This window comes from Pontibacter coccineus, assembly GCF_030546575.1.
In the GTDB taxonomy this organism is placed as follows: Bacteria; Bacteroidota; Bacteroidia; order Cytophagales; family Hymenobacteraceae; genus Pontibacter; species Pontibacter coccineus.
Map to the genome: position 1 here is coordinate 395,431 of NZ_JAUOTN010000003.1, position 18,726 is coordinate 414,156.

13 protein-coding genes are annotated in these 18,726 nt (G+C 51.8%); 8 read left to right on the forward strand and 5 right to left on the reverse strand.

Annotated features, from left to right (window positions below; genetic code table 11):
• The first annotated feature begins 35 nt into the window (after positions 1-35).
• The 5 genes from Q4E40_RS08950 (at position 36) to Q4E40_RS08970 (ending at position 6,190) form a co-directional block, all read left to right on the forward strand.
• Positions 36-1,205, forward strand: coding sequence for a glycosyltransferase family 4 protein (locus Q4E40_RS08950; protein ID WP_303411535.1), 1,170 nt, complete (start codon positions 36-38; stop codon positions 1,203-1,205).
• A complete protein-coding gene (locus Q4E40_RS08955) occupies positions 1,192-1,815 on the forward strand; it encodes a sugar transferase (protein WP_303411536.1) in 624 nt (207 codons plus the stop codon). The genes Q4E40_RS08950 and Q4E40_RS08955 overlap by 14 nt, the downstream gene beginning before the upstream one ends.
• Before the next feature lie 356 nt (positions 1,816-2,171).
• Positions 2,172-2,780, forward strand: a complete 609-nt coding sequence (locus tag Q4E40_RS08960; RefSeq protein ID WP_303411538.1) for an acetyltransferase — start codon at positions 2,172-2,174, stop codon at positions 2,778-2,780.
• Positions 2,777-3,910, forward strand: coding sequence for a DegT/DnrJ/EryC1/StrS family aminotransferase (locus tag Q4E40_RS08965; protein ID WP_303411540.1), 1,134 nt, complete (start codon positions 2,777-2,779; stop codon positions 3,908-3,910). Before Q4E40_RS08960 ends, Q4E40_RS08965 begins: the two co-directional genes overlap by 4 nt.
• Positions 3,911-4,258: 348 nt before the next feature.
• Entirely contained in the window at positions 4,259-6,190 is a 1,932-nt protein-coding gene (locus Q4E40_RS08970; protein WP_303411541.1) for a polysaccharide biosynthesis protein, read from the forward strand.
• 136 nt (positions 6,191-6,326) lie between these two features.
• Here Q4E40_RS08970 and Q4E40_RS08975 read toward each other — a convergent pair whose 3' ends face one another.
• From Q4E40_RS08975 to Q4E40_RS08995, 5 genes are all read right to left on the reverse strand, one after another.
• Complete coding sequence (locus Q4E40_RS08975; RefSeq protein ID WP_303411542.1) at positions 6,327-6,692, reverse strand: endonuclease domain-containing protein; 366 nt, start codon at positions 6,690-6,692, stop codon at positions 6,327-6,329.
• Between the two features lie 174 nt (positions 6,693-6,866).
• Positions 6,867-8,138 carry a fumarylacetoacetase gene (gene fahA / locus Q4E40_RS08980; protein ID WP_303411543.1) on the reverse strand — a complete coding sequence of 424 codons (1,272 nt, stop codon included), beginning with the start codon at positions 8,136-8,138 and terminating at the stop codon, positions 6,867-6,869.
• 580 nt (positions 8,139-8,718) lie between these two features.
• Positions 8,719-8,985 (reverse strand): NifU family protein, encoded by a 267-nt coding sequence (locus Q4E40_RS08985; protein WP_188502076.1) that lies wholly within the window; start codon positions 8,983-8,985, stop codon positions 8,719-8,721.
• 5 nt (positions 8,986-8,990) lie between these two features.
• On the reverse strand, positions 8,991-10,094 hold the full coding sequence (locus Q4E40_RS08990; RefSeq protein WP_303411545.1) for an Mrp/NBP35 family ATP-binding protein: 1,104 nt from the start codon (positions 10,092-10,094) through the stop codon (positions 8,991-8,993).
• 154 nt (positions 10,095-10,248) lie between these two features.
• Positions 10,249-14,190 (reverse strand): phosphodiester glycosidase family protein, encoded by a 3,942-nt coding sequence (locus Q4E40_RS08995; RefSeq protein WP_303411546.1) that lies wholly within the window; start codon positions 14,188-14,190, stop codon positions 10,249-10,251.
• A gap of 224 nt (positions 14,191-14,414) precedes the next feature.
• Here Q4E40_RS08995 and dnaG point away from each other — a divergent pair, with 224 nt between their 5' ends.
• The 3 genes from dnaG to Q4E40_RS09010 all read left to right on the forward strand — a co-directional run bounded on the left by dnaG (position 14,415) and on the right by Q4E40_RS09010 (position 18,722).
• A complete protein-coding gene (gene dnaG, locus Q4E40_RS09000; protein ID WP_303411548.1) occupies positions 14,415-16,343 on the forward strand; it encodes a DNA primase in 1,929 nt (642 codons plus the stop codon).
• 251 nt (positions 16,344-16,594) lie between these two features.
• Positions 16,595-17,836 (forward strand): bifunctional 3,4-dihydroxy-2-butanone-4-phosphate synthase/GTP cyclohydrolase II, encoded by a 1,242-nt coding sequence (locus Q4E40_RS09005; protein ID WP_303411550.1) that lies wholly within the window; start codon positions 16,595-16,597, stop codon positions 17,834-17,836.
• Positions 17,837-18,050: 214 nt separating this feature from the next.
• Entirely contained in the window at positions 18,051-18,722 is a 672-nt protein-coding gene (locus Q4E40_RS09010) for a hypothetical protein (protein WP_303411552.1), read from the forward strand.
• Positions 18,723-18,726: the final 4 nt, after the last annotated feature.

Genomic DNA, 18,726 nt, shown 5'->3' on the forward strand with positions numbered 1-18,726 from the left:
TTGTTACCTTTGCACCCGAAAACAAATTTTACCCCATGCCCCCAGTACTTATCCGCATCACCACGGTACCGCTTTCTCTTCAGAAACTGATTACAGGCCAGTTACCGTATATGCGATCCAAAGGCTTTGAGCCGGTCATGGTATCTGCAAATGGGCCAGAGGCGGGAGCGGTGGTACGTGAGCAGGAAACGCCTTTGATTGAGATTGGGATGACGCGCAAGATAACGCCGGTGCAGGACCTGAAAGCACTTTGGAAATTTTACCGCCTCTGCAAAAAACACAAGCCTTCTATAGTGCACTCCCATACCCCGAAAGCGGGCATCATTGGCATGTTGGGCGCTAAATTAGCGGGTGTTCCGGTGCGACTGCATACAGTGGCAGGACTTCCGCTGATGGAAACACAAGGCAAGACACGGAGGCTATTAGAGGGTGTTGAGAAACTTACCTACGCCTGCGCTACCAAGGTATACCCCAACTCAACCGTGCTCAAAAACTTTATTTTGGAAAGCGGCTTCTGCGATCCTGAAAAAGTGAAAGTGATCGGTAACGGCAGCAGTAACGGCATTGACACCGCTTTCTTCAGCCGGGAGCAGTTAGATGAAACAAAACTACAGGAACTGAAAGCTACCTTAGGTATAGATCCTGATGATTTTGTCTTCGTCTTTATAGGCCGGCTCGTAAAGGACAAAGGGGTACAGGAACTGGTACAGGCCTTTGTAAAAGTGCAGCCACAGTATCCACACCTGAAGTTACTGTTGGTAGGGCCGTTTGAACAGGATCTTGACCCCATCCCAGATGATGTATTGCAGGAAATAAAGCAGAACCCCGCTATCTTATCAGTAGGTTTCCAAAATGATGTGCGTCCTTACTTAGCCATCAGCCAAGTGCTGGCTTTCCCGTCATACCGCGAAGGTTTTCCGAATGTGCCCATGCAGGCTGGTTGCTTCGGTCTTCCCGCTATCGTGACCGATATCAATGGCTGCAACGAGATCATACGTCAGGGTGAGAACGGCCTGATCGTGCCGCCGAAGTCGATGGAGGCTTTGTATGCGGCGATGGAACGTTTGATTACCGATAAAGCAGCTTATGCCCATATGCAGGCGCTGGCGCGCAAGATGATCGTGGCGCGTTACGAACAGACCCAGTTCTGGGAGCTTTTATTACAGGAATACAGATCCCACTTAAAACAACATGAAGGTATATAGCCGTTTATTCAAGCGCCCGATCGACTTTGTACTTAGCCTGGTGGCTTTCATCGTGCTGCTGCCCGTTTTCCTGGTGGTCACGCTGTTGCTGGCGATTGCCAATGACGGCAAACCATTCTTCCTGCAGCCACGCCCGGGTAAGGAAGGCCGCCTCTTTCGGGTGATTAAGTATAAGACAATGAACGACCGCCGCGACGAGCGAGGCGAACTGTTATCAGACGCTGAGCGCCTGACGCCAATCGGCGCCTTTGTACGCAAGACCTCCCTGGACGAAGTACCGCAACTGCTCAACGTAATCAAAGGAGATATGTCACTTATCGGTCCGCGCCCTTTGCTGGTGGAATATCTGCCCCTCTACAATGAAATTCAGCGCCGCCGCCATGAAGTGCGCCCCGGCATCACCGGCTGGGCCCAGGTCAACGGCCGCAACGCCATCAGCTGGGAGCAGAAGTTTAGCTATGATGTGTGGTACGTCGACAATGTTTCTTTCCTGTTAGATGTGAAGATCATCTTCATGACGATCGTGAAGGTGTTTAAGTCGGAGGGAATTAGTGCCGAGGGAGTTGCTACAATGGAGCGGTTTAGAGGGAGTAACTTCGTGAAAGATTAACCTGCTCCTGCCCCTCCGAGGAGGGGAATCGGGAATGCGTATTATCCTACATACTTCTCTGTCAAGGGCCTCTTCCTTAAAGAGACAACAGAAGCTTTAATGCCTTTGATTAGAATCTGATGAAATAAAGCAGTTAGCGGTTCTACGAAGGAAGAGCTTACTAAGGCGAACTGCGGAATTCCCCTCCTCAAAGGGGCAGATCAATCGTTCATAAGAATCCTGTAAATCTGAAAATTATTGGGGTAGGGGCTCCTATATAAAAATTCAGGCAACTACGTTTCCAGATTTCTCATTACATTCGAGATGAGAAATTGAGAATTCTTACCTTTGCACAACACCATACCACTGATTCAACCATGTACCTATACGGCGCAAGTGGACATGCAAAAGTGATCATCGATATCTTGCGGGATATGGGTATACCTGTTTTGGGGGCCTTTGATAAAAACCCTTCCATAAAAGAGATAAGTGGTATACCTGTGATCGGCGCTGAAATAGAGCAGGAGCTTGAACAGCCGGTCATCATCAGTATCGGTGACAACAGCATCCGCCGACGGGTAGCCGAAAAAAAACTGGATGTAGCATTTGGGAAAGCCTTTCATCCTTCCGCAATCATCTCGCCCTCCGCTACCATCGCTGAAGGTGCCGTGGTGATGCAGGGAGCTATTATACAGGCCGACGCGCAAATCGGGCGGCATGCAATCATCAACACAGGAGCGAGCATCGACCATGACTGCCAGATCGGGGATTATGCTCATATCTCGCCGGGAGCAGTGCTCAGTGGGAATGTGCAGGTAGGTGAAGGCACGCATATAGGCGCTGGAGCCGTAGTTATCCCGAACCTGAAGATTGGGAAGTGGTGCAAAATAGGGGCAGGTGCCGTTGTAATACGCGATCTGCCGGATAGTGTAACAGCAGTGGGTAATCCGGCCCGAATCATAAAAGAACATCAGACAAACATATGAATACGAAGATCTGGCTCTCTTCCCCTCACATGGGAACAAACGAGTTTAAAAATGTCAAAGAGGCGTTTGATACTAACTGGATCGCACCGCTCGGTCCGCATGTAGATGGTTTTGAGCGTGACCTGGCGGAGTTTCTGGGTGAGGGCGTGCATGTAGCGGCCCTGAGTTCCGGCACGGCGGCTTTGCACCTGGCGCTCATCATGCTGGGGGTGCAGGCAGGCGACGAAGTGATCTGCCAAAGCATGACCTTTTCGGCCTCTGCCAACCCCATTGCCTACCAGGGTGCTACGCCGGTGTTTGTAGACAGCGAAGACCGTACCTGGAACATGTCACCGGACTTGCTGGAAGCGGCGATTGAAGACCGTATCAGCAAAGGGAAAAAGCCAAAGGCGATCATTGTGGTGCACCTCTATGGTATGCCGGCTGAGATGGATCGTATTATGGCCATCGCCGACCTCTTTGCTATACCTGTGGTGGAAGACGCTGCCGAGGCGCTGGGCTCGACCTACAAAGGTCGTAAATTAGGCACCTTCGGGGCTATGAGCATCTTGTCTTTCAACGGCAACAAGATCATTACAACTTCGGGTGGTGGTGCGCTGGTATCGAACAACGAAGCACATATCAAGCAGGCTCGTTTCCTGGCGACGCAGGCCCGCGATGCGGCTCCGCACTACCAACACTCACACATCGGCTACAACTATCGCATGAGCAACGTGTGTGCTGCCATCGGCCGTGGGCAAATGGACGTGCTGCTGGACCGTGTGCAGCAGCGCCGGGCCAACTACAGTTTCTACCGGGAAGAACTGTCTGCTATACCTGCTATTCAATTTGCCGAGGAGCCCAATGCAACATACTATTCTAACCGTTGGCTTAGTACAGTGCTTGTAGACGATAGCCAGGGTGTGAGTCGTGAAGACATTCGACTGGCTTTGGAGAAAGAGAACATCGAATCGCGTCCGCTTTGGAAGCCGATGCACCTGCAGCCGGTGTTTGAAGGTGCGCCCTACTACGGTGATGGCACCAGCGAGCGCCTGTTTGACCAGGGACTGTGCTTGCCATCAGGCTCCAATATGACGGACGAACAGAGGCGAAGAGTAGTAAACTGCATCAAAGCCTGTTTCACCCAATAGAATACGGTGATTTATAATTAAAATCCGCCTGTGCCTTAGCGTGATACGCAAAGCAAAGGCGGATTTTTACGTATAGGCTAATAGCTGTGTCAATTGAGAAACAGCAAGTTAATATCTGAAATTTCAGTTTTTTTCTTTAATTTTGGACGGCACCTGTATCTTTTAAGAGTGTGAAAGATATAATTATGCCGGTGAAGCTGCGTTAAGGTTTAGTTAACGTTTGAACTGTCAGCGAAATTATGATGTGGACAGGGAACTTTTGACAGGACAAAACAGGTATTATTTTTACTTAAAACGAACTTCAGCGTTTCTCCGTAACCTAAGCTCTTCTCTTCTCGAGACTACCGTATGAAAACATTTTTACAGAACAAAGCTTTACCAAAATGGATCATTCTGATCATCGATCAAGTCATCTCTACCTGGTCTTTTGCTTTGTCCTTCTTCATCATCCGCCAGTTTGATTTCGAAACCATTCTGCGTGGTCACTTCTTCGTGTACAGCGGCATCTACCTGGCGATTTCTGTCATAGTATTTTACGCGATGCGCATCCATACCGGCCTGATCCGCTACTCCAGTACCGACGACATTTACCGCATCTTCACTGCCGTGTTGATGTCCAGTTTGCTTTATGGGGCCATTATAGGGTTTTGGGTCTCACCTGAACTGCACATCGACTCAGTGAACATCTACGTCGTATTGCTGGTCAACTTCTTTATCAGCTCTTCGGTGCTGATCATGATGCGCTTGGGTGCCAAGGCCTTGTTCTACTACATCAAGCGTGGTGCCAGCGGGGATAAAGAGTCAATACTGATCTATGGGGCTGATAGTTTTGCTATCTTAGTAAAGCAGGCATTGGAGCTCAGTAATGCCGGTCGCCTGAACATTGTAGGATTTGTGGATGACAACCCGAACAAGATTGATAAGCACATTCAGCAGAAGCGGGTGTACCACATCAATGATATCGAGAAACTGCAGCGGAAGCTGAGAATCGATAAACTGGTTATTCTGAGCGAGGACCTGAAATCGGATGCACGCAAGAATGCCATCGAAACCTGTGTGGAGCTGGGTATAAAGGTGGTGACTGTGCCACCGACGGAGCAGTGGATGTCAGGCCAGTTGCGCATGAGCCAAATCCAGGATCTGCGTATCGAGGATCTGCTGCAGCGCCCGCCGATCGTAATCGAGAACGACAAGATATCAGCTGACCTGGCCGGCAAGCGCATCCTGATCACAGGTGGTGCCGGCTCAATCGGCTCAGAGATCGTGCGCCAGGTGCTGTCCTACAAGCCAGAAATGGTGATCATTTGCGATCAGGCCGAGTCTCCCTTGCACGAGCTGCAGCTGGAGATGGAGGAACACTATCCGGATGCTAACCTGAAGCTTTGTATTGCCGATATTCAGAACTTCAACCGCATGTATGCCCTTTTCAAGGAATATAATCCGCAGATGGTGTACCATGCCGCCGCTTACAAGCATGTGCCGATGATGGAAAGTAATCCTTCGGAGGCCATCCTGACGAACGTAATGGGCACCAAAAATCTGGCAGATCTTTCAATGACTTTCGATGTCGATAAGTTTGTGATGATCTCTACGGACAAGGCCGTGAATCCAACGAATATTATGGGGGCATCGAAGCGCATTGCCGAGATCTATATTCAGTCGCTCAATAACATTAGTTCGCAGCCTAAGCTGCAGGACAATGTAAAAGGCACTTCGCTGCAGCAGACGCGTTTCATCACGACCCGCTTCGGCAATGTGCTGGGATCCAATGGCTCCGTTATCCCACGCTTCCGTTCCCAGATCGAGAAGGGAGGTCCAATCACAGTGACGCATCCGGATATTACCCGCTACTTCATGACGATACCGGAAGCGGTACAGCTGGTGCTGGAGGCCGGCACGATGGGCAGGGGCGGTGAGATTTTTGTCTTCGACATGGGACAGCCTGTAAAGATTGTGGACCTGGCCCGCAAGATGATCAAACTGGCCGGCCTGACCTCCAACGACATTGAGATCGTCTTCTCAGGCTTACGTCCAGGCGAGAAGCTCTACGAAGAGCTCCTGAACCAGGAAGAGCTGACCATCCCGACTCACCACGAAAAGATCAAAGTATCAAAAGTACGCGAGTATACCTACAACAAGGTCCTAGCTAGCATCAACGAGCTCCTTAACCTTAACAAAGACGGCGACGAGCTGGATACTGTCAAGCAAATGAAAAAGATCGTCCCCGAGTTCAAGAGCAAAAATTCCAGATTCGAGGAGTTGGACTCGATGGTGCAGTAAGACCTCACTCAAATAAAACACCAAAGGCCCGGGATATCCGGGCCTTTGGTGTTTTATGATTATAAAGCTCAAAAGCAGTGGAAAATCATCTTGTGGTAATTCCCCTCCTCGGAGGGGTAGGGGTGGGTTTCATGTACTATCTATTCTCCAATACCCAAGCTTCAATTTCCCGTAATACATTAGAAATGTTTTGCTTCACCTCAATGTCTTCGAATCTCAAAAATGAAACTCCTAGCTTTTCAAGAGTATCTTGTCTTGATTTATCAGTTTCAAAGGCGTAGTCATGGCTACTGCCGTCAACCTCAATTGCTAACATCAGATCCTTGCAATAGAAGTCCACAATGAAATTATCAACCGGTTTCTGGCGATCAAAGTCTAAACCTAGGAACCTCCTTCCCTTAAGTTCATCCCAGAGTAAAACTTCTGAAAGAGTACTATTTTCACGAAGTTGCTTTGCCAAAGCTTTTAAATGTGGTTTGTAGGGTATAATTTTTCGTCTCATTTGTGAACGATTAACCCACCCCTAACCCCTCCGAGGAGGGGAATTGTTCCTCTCTTAATAAGTTTAGTGCATATAACTTTGTTTTTGTGGGTTTCAAAGCTGGGAACTCCTCCAAGTTTGAACTCTCCCTCCTGTTTTTAAGGTGTCAGAAGGAGGGGAATATTTAGCGTCCTTCTACAACGCCGGCAGCACCTTACTTTTCACTTCCCCAAACCCAATTCTAATTCCATTCTTCTCAGCGAAGCCGCGCATGATCACCGTGTCGTAGTCGTTGATGAACTTGCGCTCGGTACCATCGGATAGCTGGATGGGTTGTGTGCCGCGCCAGGTGAGTTCTAGCATGGAGCCGTAGGAGGTTTTGTCAGGGCCACTGATGGTGCCGGAGGCGTACATGTCGCCAACCTGTATGTTGCAGCCGTTACTGCTTTGGTGGGCCAGTTGCTGGTTCATGTTCCAGTACATATACCTGAAGTTGGATCGGCAGATGCTATTCTCATTTCCATCTTCCGGCTTCAGGATTACCTCCAGGTTAATGTCGTAGTTGTGGTCGCCGTGAAACTCCAGGTATGGCAGTGGCTTCGGATGCTGCACAGGGCCTTTCACACGGAAGGGCTCTAAGGCATCTAATGTTACTACCCAAGGCGAAATGGAAGAGGCGAAGCTTTTGGCAAGGAATGGTCCTAGTGGCACATACTCCCAGGTTTGCATATCGCGGGCAGACCAGTCGTTGAAAAGCACCAGGCCAAAGATATAATCGTCCGCTTCGTCAGGGCTGATCATATCACCCAGTTTGGTTTCCCGGCCTGTGATAAAGGCTACTTCCAGCTCAAAGTCGAGTAGGCGCGACGGACCAAAAGTGGGGGCTTCGGCATCGGGCGCCTTGGTTTGGCCATTGGGGCGGCGTATGTCGGTGCCTGATACGACGATAGAAGAGGCACGGCCGTGGTAGCCGATCGGGATATGTTTCCAGTTAGGCAGCAGGGCGTTTTTAGGGTCGCGGAACATGGTGCCTACGTTGGTGGCGTGCTCAATGCTGGAGTAGAAGTCCGTATAATTACCCACTTTCACCGGCATCAGTATACGCACTTCATGCCGCTTAACAAGGCACTCCTGCATCAGTCTGCTGTTAGCGCTGATTTCGTCGTTGTCGTTGCGCAATAGCTCGGACACGCGGTTGCGCACAGCCCGCCAGGTTGGTTTGCCTAAAGCAATGAAATCGTTTAGGTATGGGCGGTGAAAAACAGTCGGGTCGATGTCCAGAAGCTCGAACAGATTGTGCTGTGCGACCGCATAAAGATCCAGCACGTAATCGCCAATGGCCACACCAACACGCGGGTCTTTGGTGGCTGACTCAAAAATGCCGAAAGGAAGGTTTTGTATAGGGAAGTCGCTTTCAGGTGCTATTTCGATCCAGGAATGCAGGAAGGGGTCGTTCGCTTTTATCATAGTGCAAAAGAATCTGGGTTGTTAGACAAAGATAAAGATTTTGAGGGGTATGGGAAAGAAATTGAAGAGTTAAGGATCGGGCAGTTTAGGCTGCATTTTAGCAATGGCGCAATTTGCACAAGATGTGCTGCAGGTTTAGCGTAAGTGCAACTTTTTGCTGCGCATAAGGCTAGTATGTAACTGGCGTAGCAGTAGCTTTTAGGTATAGCGGCGATCGTTGAAGGTATAAGGCGGACTTTGGCCGCTTTTCCAAATGCTCTCTCGGATATCCGTGTTCGAAAGTTTTGTAGAAAAGCCTTTTAGAAAATGTAATCGTCTGTAGGGACAGGTCGCGACCTGTCCGAATCGTGCATAAGTGGCGGGACGCCACCGAATAACTCACACTCGCCGGAGGCGAGCGAGAGCTTGCCTATACCTATACCTATATCTATATCTATATCTATATCTATATCTATATCTATATCTGGTCTCCCTAACCCAATAAAAAAAGCAGGTACCGATTTCTCAGCGCCTGCTTTCTAGTATAACTCTCCCTAAGGAAATATTTTATCTTATCGAAGGAAATCCTTTGTCAAAAAAATTACCCCAATGGTATCACATTTACAGCTTCCACGGCTCTGATCTCAGGTACAGCCTTTAGCACAGACTGCTCCACACCGGCTTTAAGTGTCATGGTAGACATTGGGCAGGTGCCACAGGCGCCGAGCAACTCCAACTTAAGTGTCATGTCATCGGTTACTTCGAGCACTTTCACGTTGCCGCCGTCAGCTTCCAGGTATGGCCTGATCTGGTCGAGGGCACTCTCAATGCGAAGTAAAAAATCGTTGTCAACGTTAATGGTAGCCATTTGTCTTAGCTTTTAATTTCTACTGGTTGTGTTTTGGCGACAGTCGCGTTGCGGACAGACACCTGCTGGGCAACAGCCTGGGCCAACTCTCTGAAAACACCGGAAGCCGGAGAATCGTTCTGCAAGGCCACCGGAGTTCCCGCATCGCCGCTCTCGCGGATGCTCTGAACTAGCGGCACCTGGCCTAATACCGGCACATCAAACTTTTTGGCCAGATTCTGTCCACCTTCCTGCCCAAAGATATAATACTTATTCTCAGGAAGCTCGGCAGGCGTAAAGTAAGCCATGTTCTCCACTACACCCAACACCGGCACATTGATCTGCGGCTGGCGGAACATCTGCAGGCCTTTCTGGGCATCGGCGATGGCTACTTTTTGCGGGGTCGTCACGATCACGGCGCCTGTTACCGGAAGAGTCTGTACCATAGTCAGGTGAATGTCGGATGTTCCCGGAGGAAGGTCGAGGAGCAGGTAATCGAGTTCACCCCACTCCACGTCCGTGATGAACTGCTTCAGGGCAGAGCTCGCCATCGGGCCACGCCAGATCACCGCATGATCAGGGGGCGTCAAAAAACCAATGGACATCAGTTTCACGCCATATTTCTCTACCGGGATGATGTAGTTCTTGCCGTGGTCGCCCTGCACCATGCTCGGGCGCTGGTCTTCCACACCAAACATAGTAGGTATAGACGGCCCGAAAATATCGGCATCGATCAGGCCCACTTTAGCGCCGGACTGTGCTAGGGCAATGGCCAGGTTGCTGGTAACCGTAGACTTGCCAACGCCGCCTTTACCGGAGGCCACAGCGATAATGTTTTTCACGCCCGTAAGTACCTCGCTGCTGCCTGCGCGACCAGAAGTCACACGGGAAGTCATGTTCACGGTCACTTCCGCCTCCTTGTCTACCATGGTATGAATGGCGCGGATACAGGCATTGCGGATCAAATCTTTAAGTGGGCAGGCTGGTGTCGTCAGGATCACGGTGAAACTCACGTTCTTGCCATCCACCTGCACATCCTCTATCATGTTCAGAGTCACCAGATCCTTGCCTAGGTCCGGTTCCTCTACATAACTGAGGGCTTTGAGTATATCTTCTTTTGTAATTGCCATAGTGTTAATGCTTTTGTGAAGCCTTACAAAGATACAAACAAAAAAACTTTAAACATGATTTATGTAGCACAGTCCCGGTAGACAGGCAGGCGTCAACCTGGATGAAATAACGTTCGCTTTCGGACATCTTATGATCCCGTACAATCTTTAGTGGTTACTTATTTTTTTCCATAACTTCTTTGTCTTTTGTGGCCGCTGATTTACCAGCTTCCGGTAATGGAGCTGCTTTTTCATTCGTTTCTTTGCGAAGCACATAGCGGTAAAATCCGCCCCCTTTGTCCCAGCTGCAGAAAATGAGCGCCTCTCCGTCAGGTGATACGCCTATCCCTCTGGCTTCGGCTCCGTTCAGTTCCGGCAGGGGCAGTGTCCACATGCGCTTCCGGGCATCGTCGCGGAAGTGGAAGGAGGACGGCACCACACCGCTTGATCTGACAGCTGTAAAAATGGTATTGTCTGGTCCTATGCCAATGGCGTTGCAGCCGGCCGCTATACTGGTGATGTCTTCTTCCCGGGTATAGATGATACCATCTTTGCTGCTGTATACCTGTATATACGGACTGCCCGGGTTGGGGAAGTAAAGCGTGAGCCCATCCGGTGTCATGTTAAACTCACGGGCAAGGATGCGTTCCGGTAACTGAAGTGTGCGCACCAGTTCGAATGCGGATGGGTCAGAGGTGCTCTGCCGGAGCACAAAGTTTTTATCTTCGGCAAACAGCGAGGCCAGGTAGACTTCCCCTTTGCTGTTGGCGCGCGGAGAGGTGATGGCCCTGTTGCCTGCAGGTACCTCCCAAACCGCTATACCTTGTCCGGTAGTGGCGTCTATTTTGAGGAGGTGGCGATTCCGGCCGATCAGGATGTTGCCGTCCAGGTCTACCCCGATGCCGTTGATCGTGTTCAGGTCATAGGTTTGGCCGTCGATGGTAACCTGTTGTAGCGGCGAGAAGGAAGCATCCTGCCCGTCCTTTTGCTTTACGATCAGCTTGCCGTAATAGTCGGCCAGCCAGAGTTTACCATCCTTATCCCACTGGGCACCCATTCCGGCCCCCGTTTCATGAATTTTGCCATCGAACACATAGGTTGGCGCCGGCACCTCCACAAAGTCTTCAAGCGGCTGTTCGCTCTTCATCAGCTGGAAAGGAGTGGCTTGGCCGTAAGTGAGGTGCTTGCCGTCTGATGCAATGACCCGATGATAGAAGGTGACCGGCTGGTTAACAGCAGCATGGCCAAGAACGCTATACCAGTCCTGCTCCCTTAGTTTCAGGTGTCTGACCCTGCCGGTGCTTTTGTGCCAGACGATGTTGTGGAAGTCCTGATCAGTGGCCAGTTGGTAGGTATAGCCGATAAAGTCGCTGTCCGGGTCTTTTGCGGCGCTCCAGGCTACTTCAAAGAGCGCCTCCATGTTACGCACCGCATACACGTTGCGGGCTTGATGCGAGGTAAAGACCGGGGCAGCTGGTGCCTGGTTGGAGAGTGGGTATAGCTGGGCCCTTAGGGCGCCTGCCGGCTGTTGATCGGTATGGAGCTGCACATGCAAGGCCCCTATAGCCAGTAGTTCTGCGGTATCCTCTGTCAGGTCAAATACCCCCTTGAAACGACCATTTAGGCCATTCTTTGGTTTTGCTTTGAGCGTGTAGCGCCATTCGCCGGGTTCTGTGTTCCGTCCCTGGTATACCCCAATGGCAATCCCTTCCTTAGGCAGCTTGCCTTCCAGGTCGCGGAAGGTGCCATCAATAATGAGTTTGCCGTTTTTGATATGTGCCTGTACTGCGCCTGTGCCTTTCGTGTTGAGGGCTTCTCCTGTATGTAAAGCTGACAATATGCCTTCTGCTTTGCCCCCCGTGCGGACGTCACGGTGAACGAGGTAACCGTTCACGCCGAAAATAGCCCGTGGCAGTTTCTGCTCATCAAACAAAGCCATGTCGCGGGAGTCTCTGTGCCTGATGTCGTAAGTGGTATAGGCGATCGAGTCCTGCTCCAGGAAAATGTCCATGATCGTGACGGTGTTCATCGGTGGTTCGTCCAGGGTCAGCCAGCCGCGGGCTCCTGAACCGGCGGCTCCGGCATTGAGGAGCTCTAAGCCGCCCCGCTTGCCCGGGTAGTAGGCGTGGTGGTGACCGCTGATGTAGGTATGTACCTTGTATTGCTGCAACAGCTGGCGCAGGCGCTCGGGGTTGTTGAGCACATTGCCTTTGGAGTCACGCTCCTGGGCCACGCTGTAGAGGGGCATATGGCCGATGACGAAGCGCAGCTTGGCACTTTGGGCTTCAGGCTTCTCAAACTGATCTGCCAGCCAGGCCAGGTTTTCTTCTGTTATGTCAGGTGAGGAGGCATCCCAGGAGACGAAGAAGATGCCGTGCTGCACGAATGAATAGTAATAAGGAAAGTGCGAGCGGTCGATAAACTGCAGGCCGGGGGCGTTTTCCTGCTTTGCCCAGTAGTCTGCGGTGGCTTTACGCTCCCTGGGGTAGGAGCGGCCGCCATCGTGGTTGCCAATCGTAAAGGCAAAGGGGACATTCGCTTTTCGGAGAGGCTGCGCAATGCTTCTGTTAAAGCCTGCCCACATTTTAAGCAAAGTCTCATCGCTAGTCACGCCTTGCCCTGCCACCATGTCGCCCCCGCACACCACCAGGTCAGGCTGCCAGATGCGCGGCAGGCGCTGCAGCAGGCTGTCTACCTGCCACTCGTAGGTGTCGGCACCCAGGCCGGAGTTCAGGTCGCTGATCACGGCAATGCGCAGGTCGCCCCGCTTCGGCTGCTGCGGGAACTGCTCCAGCGCCACCAGCCTCACGGCGTCGGCCACTACTTTTCCGCCTTTGCCTTTGTTGATCAGTTCCAGGTAATCACCGGGGCCCAGTAGAAAGTCCCCGAACACATGCCACCTGCCAATGGTAGCGAGCGCTTTCTGGTCAGTGTAGAGCGTGTCTGTTTTTCCGCTGTGGTGCAGCACGTAAGGGACACGGTTGGCATTTGTATTTTCGTTCACCGTCCACCAGGCAGCCAGTTGGTACCTGCCACTGGGTATGCTGTCGAAGCTGTAAGTCGCTTTAAACGTTTCAGGGCTGATCGTGGCTTGGCGGGAAGGGGTGGCGCCATAATAGTTGGCGTGGTTGGTTTTGCTCCACAGGCCGGCCTCGGTGTAGTGGCGGCTGTCGGTATCGATGTAAATGACTTCACGGTCGACGGACCTGATCGCTTCGGACAAGACCAGGGCAGAAGCGTTTTTGCGCAGGCTGTTCCGGTCCCCGTTCGGTATATCGGTCGGTATATTCACTACTTCTTCGGCCGCTACCATAGCCGAGGAGCCGCCTCCGTCCAGGTTCAGGGCATCCTGACACCCTACCTGCTGCATCAGTTGGGCCAGTTCGGGCAGGGTGACACCGGCACTGCTGCTTTGGCGGCCGTCCACCACCATCAGCACCAGGGTATGGGCATCCGGGTATCCGATGGCGGTGCGCGGGTGGCGCACCAGATGCGAACCCCCGAAGCCTTCCTCCGCGCTGGTCACGTTGAGCTGCCCGTTTTTCAACAAGACAGGCCCTCCGCCCGTTGCCTGGTTGGCCCGCCACAGCTCGCCGCCTTTAGGTATAGCCGCTGCTGTCCCAGCTGTTTTCTGCGGTGCAGGGTACTTGTATACCTTCCCAGACTCCTTTTCGCCGTAGGTCCAGGTAATCTCAGGCTTGCCGTTGACGAGCCCGAATGCGCCCCGTGTAGGGGTTTTAGTGCTCGGTGCTATGACCTCACCATCGGAAACAAGCAGGCTGACAGAGGATGTAGCCGCAAAATAGCCCGCGTTGATGGCTAGGATGGCCTCGTGCTCCTGGTAAGCTTCTTTGGTGGTCTGGCGCCTGGTGTTGCTGCCCACAGAACGCAGCTTCAGGTTCTCATCGCGTAGATCTACGGTGGCATAAACTGCCCTCACCGGCGCGCCGTCTGCCAGTTTTCCGCTGGCCTCGTACACGCGTACAGAGGGTGGCAACAGGACGTTCAAATCCTGGCGCGGCTCCCATTGCAGTGCCGGCTGCTGTGCCTTAGCAGCTGCGGAACCTAAAAAAGAAAAGGAGACAAACAGAAGTAGGCGGGTATAGCTTTTTGTCATAGGTCAGAGATGGAATTTCAATAAGTTGAGCGAATCAATGGTAGAGGTAAATCAGGGCTAATATAGAGCAATGAGCATACAATAACGAGTGAATGCGCCTGTTAATGTTGGAACAATTTGTCCGATCAGGGTAGCTGGCTACGTGAAGCTTTATTACCGGATGCCCGCTGTCTCTTCAAACAGAATATTATCTTTGTGATTCGCTTATACCTATACCCTGTCCCATGTCCCTGATCCCGAAAGAAGTAGTTGACCAGATTTTAGCCCAGGCCGATATTGCGGAAGTGGTGGGGGATTTTGTGTCGCTCAAGAAGAAGGGGCAGAACCTGTGGGCGAACTGCCCTTTCCATCACGAGAAGTCGCCGTCTTTTTCGGTGTCGCCGGCGAAGGGTATTTACAAATGCTTCGGTTGCGGTAAGGCGGGTAACTCCGTGCAGTTTATCATGGACGTGGAGGGCACGAGCTTTCCGGAGGCGCTGAAGTACCTGGCCAAAAAGTATGGCATTGAGGTACCCGAAGACGAGCCCAATCCGGAATATGCCCGGGAGCAGAGTGAGCGCGACAGCCTCTACATCGTCTCCGATTTTGCCAGCAAACACTACCAGCACCTGCTTCAGCAGCACGAGGAAGGCGCTATCGGGCAATCCTACCTCAAAGAGCGCGGGTTGAGTAACAGTACCATCAAAAAGTTTGAGCTCGGGTATAGCCTCGATGCCTGGTCTGACCTGACCGATGCCGCCCTGAAGGCAGGGTATAAGCAGAAGTACCTGGAAGCAACAGGCCTGACCATTGCAAAGGAAGACGGCAAAAAATACGACCGCTTCCGGGGACGTGTCATGTTCCCGATCCATAATATTTCGGGACGTGTCATCGGTTTCGGTGCCCGTACGCTGAAGAGCAACGACAAAAAAAGCCCGAAGTACCTCAACTCGCCTGAGTCGGAGATCTACCACAAGAGTAATGTGCTCTACGGCATGTATCAGGCCCGGCAGGCAATCCGCATGCAGGACACTTGCTATATGGTGGAGGGGTACCTGGATGTGCTTTCGTTGCACCAGGGCGGTATCGAGAATGTGGTGGCCTCCTCGGGTACCTCGCTTACCGAAGGTCAGATCAAGCTCATCGCCCGCTATACCCAGAACATCACCGTCCTTTACGATGGTGACGCGGCAGGTATAAAAGCCTCCCTGAGAGGGATAGACCTGATCCTAGAGAACGGCCTGAACGTGAACGTGGTCACTTTCCCGGCTGGAGAAGACCCTGATTCCTACATTCACAAGGTAGGCGACGAGAAGTTCAAAGCCTATGTGGCAGAACACGCGCAGGATTTTATCTCGTTCAAGACCAGCCTGTACGCCGAAGAGTCGAAGGGCAACCCGGTGAAAAAGGCGGAGGCGATTCGTGAGATCGTTACCTCTATCGCTAAGATACCCGATCCGATCAAGCGGTCGGTTTTCTTCCAGAGCTGTAGCCTGATTTTCGACATCGATGAACAGCTGTTGATATCGGAGTATAACAAGATGCACCTGCAGGAGCGCCAGCAGAAGCAGCAGCGTTCAGGTAGTCCGGAGGATCTGGCAGAAGCGGAAGCTTATGAGGCGGAGCAGCTGGAGGCTGAAAAGCCTGCCACAGAAGCCGATAGTCTCAAACGCTATGAACGCGAAATCGTGCGCATGCTGCTGAACTACCCCGACAAGGTGCTGGTGGATGGGCAGAACACCTGCCAGTACATGCTCGAGCAGCTGGAGGATGTGGAGTTCCGCACGCCGCTCTACGCCCGCCTCATTGAAGTGGTGAAAGAGAAGTTGTTGCAGGGCGTTATACCTGCGGCAGACGATTTCATCAACTATCCGGACCAGGAGATACGAACCGAGGCAACCAACTTGCTGTCGGACCCCTACGAACTCTCTCATAACTGGGAAACCCACCAGATTTACGTGCCCCACGAGTCGGATTTGCTGCCATACGGTGCTGAACGAGCCGTGCTCCGCCTGAAATGGCGCAATGTGCAACTGCTCATGAAGGCCGAAATGGAGAAGCTCCGCCTGGTGACAGACCCCACCGAGCAGGACCGGGTACTGCAGGTCATCTTCCAGCTTAAATCCTTTGAAAAGCAGATCGGCGACTTATTGGGAATCGTGGTGAATAAGTAGTAAAAGAAAGGGTATAGATGAATTTAATTATCCCCTCAAGGGGATAGTTCCTTTTAACCAGACTCGTGGTGATTTAGTGCATTTTAGTGCTCGGACCATTCGTTGGTGTTCTATTGAATACTTCTCTTCCAGATTGTGTTCTGAAATAAGAAGGCAATGCGGTATAAACTTTTTACCTTTGCAGCGCATTTCATAGTATAGACAATCACCTTGCTGATTACCGCAGGTATAGCAGGTATAGGAAGTAACACATGGAAACTAATTCACTAGAGCCAATCAAGCTCGATTCAATAGAAGATGCGATCGAGGACATCCGCCAGGGTAAGATCATTATCGTGGTGGACGACGACGACCGCGAGAACGAGGGCGACTTTATCTGCGCGGCAGAGAAGGTAACCCCGGAGATCATCAACTTTATGGCCACGCACGGCAGAGGACTTGTCTGTGCGCCGCTGACCGAAGAACGTTGCGAGGAGTTAGGTCTTGAGTTGATGGTGGGTCGTAACACGGCCCTGCATGCCACGCCGTTTACCGTGTCGGTTGACCTGATCGGGCATGGTTGTACGACCGGTATCTCGGCCTCTGACCGCGCCAAAACGATCCAGGCGCTGGTTGATCCGAACACAGACCCGCATTCACTGGGCAAGCCAGGCCACATTTTCCCGCTCAAAGCAAAGAAAGAAGGCGTGTTGCGCCGTGCTGGCCATACGGAAGCGGCCGTTGACCTGGCGCGTCTGGCAGGACTTGCTCCAGCCGGCGTGCTGATCGAGATCATGAACGAGGACGGTACAATGGCCCGCCTGCCAGACCTGGTGAAAGTGGCGGAACGCTTCAACCTGAAACTGATCTCGATCAAAGACCTGGTAGCGTATCGCCTGAAGAAGGAAAGCCTGATTGACCGCGAGATAGCAGTAGAATTGCCAACCGATTTCGGGAATTTTGACCTTTACGCCTTTACGCAGCGCAGCAATGGTGCCAAGCACCTGGCCCTGGTTAAAGGAAGCTGGAGTGAAGAAGAGCCTGTGCTGGTGCGCGTGCACTCTTCGTGCGTGACCGGTGACATCTTCGGTTCTTGCCGCTGCGACTGCGGCCCTCAGTTGCACGAGGCCATGCGCATGGTGGAGCGTGAGGGCAGAGGCGTGATCGTGTACATGAACCAGGAAGGGCGCGGCATCGGCCTGATCAACAAACTGAAAGCCTATAAGCTACAGGAGCAGGGCCGCGATACCGTGGAGGCTAACCTGGAACTGGGCTTTGGTATGGACGACCGCGACTACGGCGTAGGCGCTCAGATCCTGCGCGACCTTGGCGTGACGAAGATGCGTCTGATCACAAACAACCCGAAAAAGCGCGTAGGCCTGATCGGCTACGGGCTGGAGGTTGTGGAGAACGTGCCGATAGAAATCGCGCCTAACCCGCACAACCAGGGCTACCTGACTACGAAGCGTGACAAGTTAGGCCACGAGATCCTTAAAAATACAGTTGTGCGCTAAGCCGCTACAGTTAAAACAGAACAGCAAGCCCGTGCCATTTGGTACGGGCTTTTTTTTGCACCGGACTTCCCGCAGCCTCCAAATATAATTTTAGTCAATGGCCTAGCCGGCCTCCGGTTTATTACGTTTAGAATTGTATATAAACTTTTGTATAACAATAGGTTAGGTGGTATGTGTTGAGGGTTGTTATTTACATTATTTAATAGTTAGGCAAATGAGAAGACTGGGGACGCAATATTTGTTTTTCACGCTATTTGTGACTTTTGCCTGTGGTAGTATTCAGGGTTGGGCGCAAGCCCAGGCGGGATTTGATACAGAGCATTGGCTCTACGGAAAAGTTGTACTGGTCAGCGGCGACAGCTTGCAGGGGGCAGTGATCTACCATCCTGCCCAGGATGTTGTACAAATAGCATCAGAAGACGGTGTCATCAATTCTTTCTCAGCCGTGAATGTCAGCCATTTTATGATCAGTGGTGTGTACAACGGGAAGCCTCAGGTCTTTCGGTCGCTGCCCTGGAACAGGGGAGGGCTCGAGAGCGATTTCAGGGTGCCGGTATTCTTCGAGCAGATCAACCAGGGAGAACTCGTGCTCATGAAACGATATGTTGGGGTAACGGCCACCAAGGCAGATCAGAAGTATGCGACGGCTTCACTGCAAACGAGTTACTTTCCCCATTTTGCCACAGAAGGCGATGAATTGCAGGAAATATTATACATGCTGCTGCCTGACGGTGAGATTGTTCAGTTACGGAAGCCCAAAAAAGACCTGCTCAGACTTTGCGGCGTGCATACCGGGAAAGTAAAGCAGTATGCTAAGTCCAACAAGCTCGACTATAACAGCTCCAAGGACCTGCACAGCATTGTAGACTACTATAATACGCTTTAAAGCC